2 protein-coding genes are annotated in these 4,828 nt (G+C 37.2%); both read right to left on the reverse strand.

What is annotated here, in order from left to right; genetic code table 11:
• Positions 1-540: 540 nt before the first annotated feature.
• On the reverse strand, positions 541-2,694 hold the full coding sequence (locus IM509_RS14840) for an O-linked N-acetylglucosamine transferase, SPINDLY family protein (protein WP_185237444.1): 2,154 nt from the start codon (positions 2,692-2,694) through the stop codon (positions 541-543).
• A gap of 12 nt (positions 2,695-2,706) precedes the next feature.
• The coding region (locus IM509_RS14845) for an O-linked N-acetylglucosamine transferase, SPINDLY family protein (protein ID WP_272079468.1) at positions 2,707-4,828 on the reverse strand (2,122 nt) is incomplete at its 5' end.

Genomic DNA, 4,828 nt, shown 5'->3' on the forward strand with positions numbered 1-4,828 from the left:
AAAATAGGCTTTTCGAGGGTAATTCTTGTTTTAATTCTCCATGTACGCGGTCTTTAAAAGCCTCTATTTCGTTCCAAGACACGATTAAGAGTGGCTTTTAGGCTAAGTATAATTACTCATCGCGTAAGTGAGATGCTCCCTTTCTCTGGGCCTAACACCAGGGGAGCGGGGTGTGGGGTGTGGGGTGTGGGGTGTGGGGAGAAGGTAGGAAGGCTGCATCTCACATTTGCAAAAATACCGACAATCAGCAATTATCAGTCACTCTCAAATGCGTACAAAAGTATTAACAACTACCTGTAAGCAGCCCACCGAAAAACTAATGCGCTCCGGGGTTTGGGGGCGGCGCCACGCCCCCAACGGGGGGTTTGGGTAGGGTTGATTCATGAATCAACCCTACTATGAATCAACCCTAGGGGTTTGGGGGGTTCTACCCCCCAAAAGCTTGGATTGAGCGATAAAATCGGAAGTAAAGCCCAATTTTAAAAGAGAGTTTTCCCTTAAAAATCCCAACTTAGTAGATTGACAAAAATGAGATGCACCCTAAATATTCCACATTTGTTGATAAGCAGTTTCTAAATCTCTGGTAAATTGTTTGGCATTCCAGAGGGGAGATGTATGACGAGATTGACGTAATTGATAACGAATTTCTTCCCTTAAATTTTGATCCAATCCTAGCTTAATTCCCCACTGCACATATTCCTCCTCACTCCAAGCTATACCCTGACTAATGCCGGCATTTTTCATAAAAGTATAGCTATTGCGGGCTGCGAATTGTTCACCAACCCTAGTGACTAAAGGAATCCCCATCCAGAGGGTTTCTAGGGTTGTGGTAGCACCATTATAGGGATAGGTATCGAGAACTATATCAGCAATTCCTAGATTAGCGCGATGGGTTTCCTCATGCAAATCATTGGGCAAAAATCTTAATCTATCTTGACTAATTCCCAATTCGTCGGCACTTTTGAGAAATAATTCTCGAATGGTTTCTTTGTCGGCAAAACCTTTGATTAAAAGATAGCTATTAGGAACCTGTTGGAGAATCTGCAATTGCAGACAAATCATGTTTAAGGTGCGTTTTAATCCCGATTGCACGGTCAGATAAATAATAGCATCATCGGGAATATTTAAATCAGTTCTTCTCCTGGTGGGAACACCCACTTCAAAACCATCCACGGATAAATAAGAGTTAGGAAGTCGGATGATTTTTTCTGAATAAATTTCTTCAGCATTTTCGGGTAAAACGTAGTTATCGGCAATAAAATAATCAATAGCAGGAATTCCCGACGCATCTAATCCTAACCAAGTTACTTGTATAGGTGCGGGTTTTAAGGCCATTACTAGATAAGTTGTATTATTGGTTAAGCTATCAATATCCACTAAAATATCTAAGTTATCTTGACGAATTTGGGCAGTTATTTGTTCAATTTTTGCTGGCAAGTTATAGCTATAATCTGAGTTATTTTTAAACCATTTTTCAGTAATTTCGTCTGCTGCTTGGTTGACAAAATAGGTGTAAATTTCAAATTTATCTCGATTATGATAGTGAAATAACCAGCGACTTAACCAACCCACAGAATGACGACGGAGAGTATGACCAATATAACCAATTTTTATTTTTCTTGCTGGAGATTTTGGAGAAGAAATAGGAACGATATAGTTATAGCGGTTTCTCACATTTGCTTGAAAAATTTCCGCTAGTTTACTTTGTAAATAGCAATTAATTTTCGGATTATCTTGATAGTAGGGAAGACAGATAGTAACTCCTAAAATAGAGTCGATAATAAAGGGACGTGCATTAAATTCCTTGGCATTAATTTGTCGCTCGATTAGTTGTATTAATTCATCGATAAATTTAGGTAAATTTCCCCAGTCTCCCTTAGCTTGTAAAATACCAATCACTAGAGAAATTCCGAACAGCTTTTCAGTAGTTGTCTGGCAACTTTTATAAAAATTATCGGCAATTTCTAGGGCTTTTTTATAGTCAACAGTGGTGGTTTTATAAAGATTAAACAAACTATTTTGTAGGTATAAATCCTCTGGTAGAAAGCGCAAACAAAGTTCTACTAAATTAATGGCAAATACACTTTGTTTTTGTTGATAAGCATAATTGACAATTGCTGAAATAACTTTGGCTGCAATTATTTCTGGATTATTGATATGTAAGGCTGCTAATTCTAAAAAGTGGATGGTATTAGTACAGGGGTAGATTAAAACTTTTTCCGTCACTCGCAGCAGTAAATCAAGATTAACTGCTGCTGTAGCTGTATTCTCTAACAGTTCAAATACACACCAATCATTGCACTTTTCCATCGCAAAATTTTGGAATTGTATTTCTAATTCCATCAGATGCAGGAGATTATTTAAAAAACTAGGATTAAGATTTTGTAGCTGCCATCGAATTAGATAACTTGTCTCTAGTCTTTGGGAATTTTCTTGTCTGGTTGCCTCTGCATCTAAGATTTGAGTTAAAGTTTCTATCCACCCCGATAATTCTGATTCGGCTGCTTGACTCAACACCAGTAACCAAGTAGCTTGCGCGTCTTCTTCTCTATCTTGTAAAAGATAGGCTAATCCTAGATAAAAATAATCCTCAATTACCAGAGAATTGTTGTCAATTAATTGTTCATAAAACTGCACCACCAGTTGATAATTATTGTTGTTTAAATGGGTTTGTATGTCTTGATGCCATTGCATAGTTTTTATCCGCTAAGATTGACAATAAATATTCCACATTTGTTGATAAGCAGTTTCTAAGTCTCTGGTAAATTGTTTGGCATTCCAGAGGGGAGATGTATGACGAGACTTTCGGAGTTTCCAACGGACTTCTTCTCTTAAATTTTTATCCAATCCTAACTTAATTCCCCACTGCACATATTCTTCATCACTCCAAGCTATACCCTCAGTTATTCCCGCATTCATCATTAAAGTATAACCGTTGCGTGATGACCATTGTTGCCCCACTTTAACCACCAGAGGAATTCCCATCCAGAGGGTTTCTAGGGTGGTTGTACCACCGTTAAAGGGATAGGTGTCCAAAACCACATCAGCGATGGCTAAATTTGCCCTGTAGGTTTCCGTCTGATAGAGAGGAAGCATCTTAATTCGATTAGTTTCTACCCCAACTTCTGCGGCAATTTGACAGAATAAATCCCAGAGGGAATTATCATCAGCAACTCCTTGAATCAGGAAATAACTATTAGGTACGGATTTGAGGATTTGCATTTGTAAGCGAATCATCGCAGGATTACGCTTAATTGCCGTTTGAGAACTTAGGTAAATAACCGCATCATTATTAATACCTAAATCTTCTCTTCGCAGGGTAGGAACGGCTATTTCAAAACCATCCACAGCGACAAAAGTATTAGGCAAACGCCAGATTTTTTCCTGATAATATTCTTGGGCATTTTCTGGTAGTACATAATGATCCGCTAAAAGATAATCTACTGCGGGTAAACCGGAACCATCAAAACCTAACCAGTTAACTTGAATAGGAGCAGGTTTTAAGGCAATAACTGGGGCAACGATTGCCCCGGTACCACTATCTAAGTCCACAAGGATATCGATGTTATCTTCTTTAATTTTGCGGTAGGTTGCTAGGGAATCAGCAGTAGCATGATAGATTTTATCTGCGGGATTAGAAAACCATTGTTGAGTTATTTCATCCACAGGTTGACTCACCATATAAAGGTGAATATCAAACTGCTCACGATTGTGATAATTGATAGTCCAACGACTCAAGAAACCCACGGGATGACTTTTTAAGCTTTGGGAAATGTAACCAATTTTAAGTTTTTTATCGGGATTATCTTCTCTGGGTTTGTCAAAACTTTCCTCTTGAAAACCCAGCATTTCTTTGTAGGTTGTTTGAAAAAAACTACCAATATGACTTAAAAGCGGTCGATTCTCTTTCGGGTTATCTTCATAGTAAGAAATCGGATTCATAACTGTTAGTAAATTTTCTCTAACTAAGGGATGTATATCTTGGGGGTTTTGTTCTATAAATTCTCTAATTAAGTGTTTATACTCTTGACAAATACTAGGGATATCATTCCATTTTGAGGATCGTAAAGAGCCATTAAAGAGGAGAGATTGACTAAACATTTTCAAATCAATTGTCTGACTTTTCTTTTTCAACTTATTTGCTAAATTTATTGCTTTGTCATAGTCATCTGAAGAGATATAAAACCAAAATAAATTAACTTGTAAGTACCAACTTTCGGGATAAAGGGGAAGAAAAGCTTCCGCCAAATCTACCGAATAAAGAGGTAGTTTTTTTTGAAACGCTACCTGACGAGTAATTTTTAAAATATGATCCAGAAGTTTTAAAGAATTCGACAGATAGGGTAAACTTAACCGAACTAATTCTATGGTATATTTATGGGTGTAAGGTATGACGGCAATTACTACCCGTTCCAATAATTGAGAGTTAACTGAACCCTGAGTAATTAATTCTAGTATTTGCCATTCTTGCAGTTGTTGAGGATCAAATCTATTTAATTTAATTTCAACGAGGGTTAAGTGCAGTAAATTATCGAGATAACTGGGATTAATTTCCTGTAGATGTTTACGAATTAACCAAGAGATTTCTAGATTTTCTAACTCTATTTGTCGGTTAGCTTCGGTAGTTAAAATATTGCTTAATTCTAGCAGCCATGACTCGGTTTCCTGTTCATCTCCTTGAGTGAAGACAAATAACCAAGTAGCTTGTGCTTCTTCTTCTCTTCCTTGCAAAAGATAGGATAATCCTAAATACCAATAATAACTAATTTCTGTGGTTTCTCTTTCTATCAGTTCTTCGTAAAACTGACTAACAATATCGTATTGATTG

Origin of the sequence: Microcystis sp. M31BS1, assembly GCF_020245285.1 — a bacterium.
Classification (GTDB): Bacteria; Cyanobacteriota; Cyanobacteriia; order Cyanobacteriales; family Microcystaceae; genus Microcystis; species Microcystis panniformis.

Coding starts and splice junctions, on each gene's coding strand:
- IM509_RS14840 (WP_185237444.1), bottom strand. CDS start 2,694: ATGCAATGGCATCAAGACATACAAACCCATTTAAACAACAATAATTAT.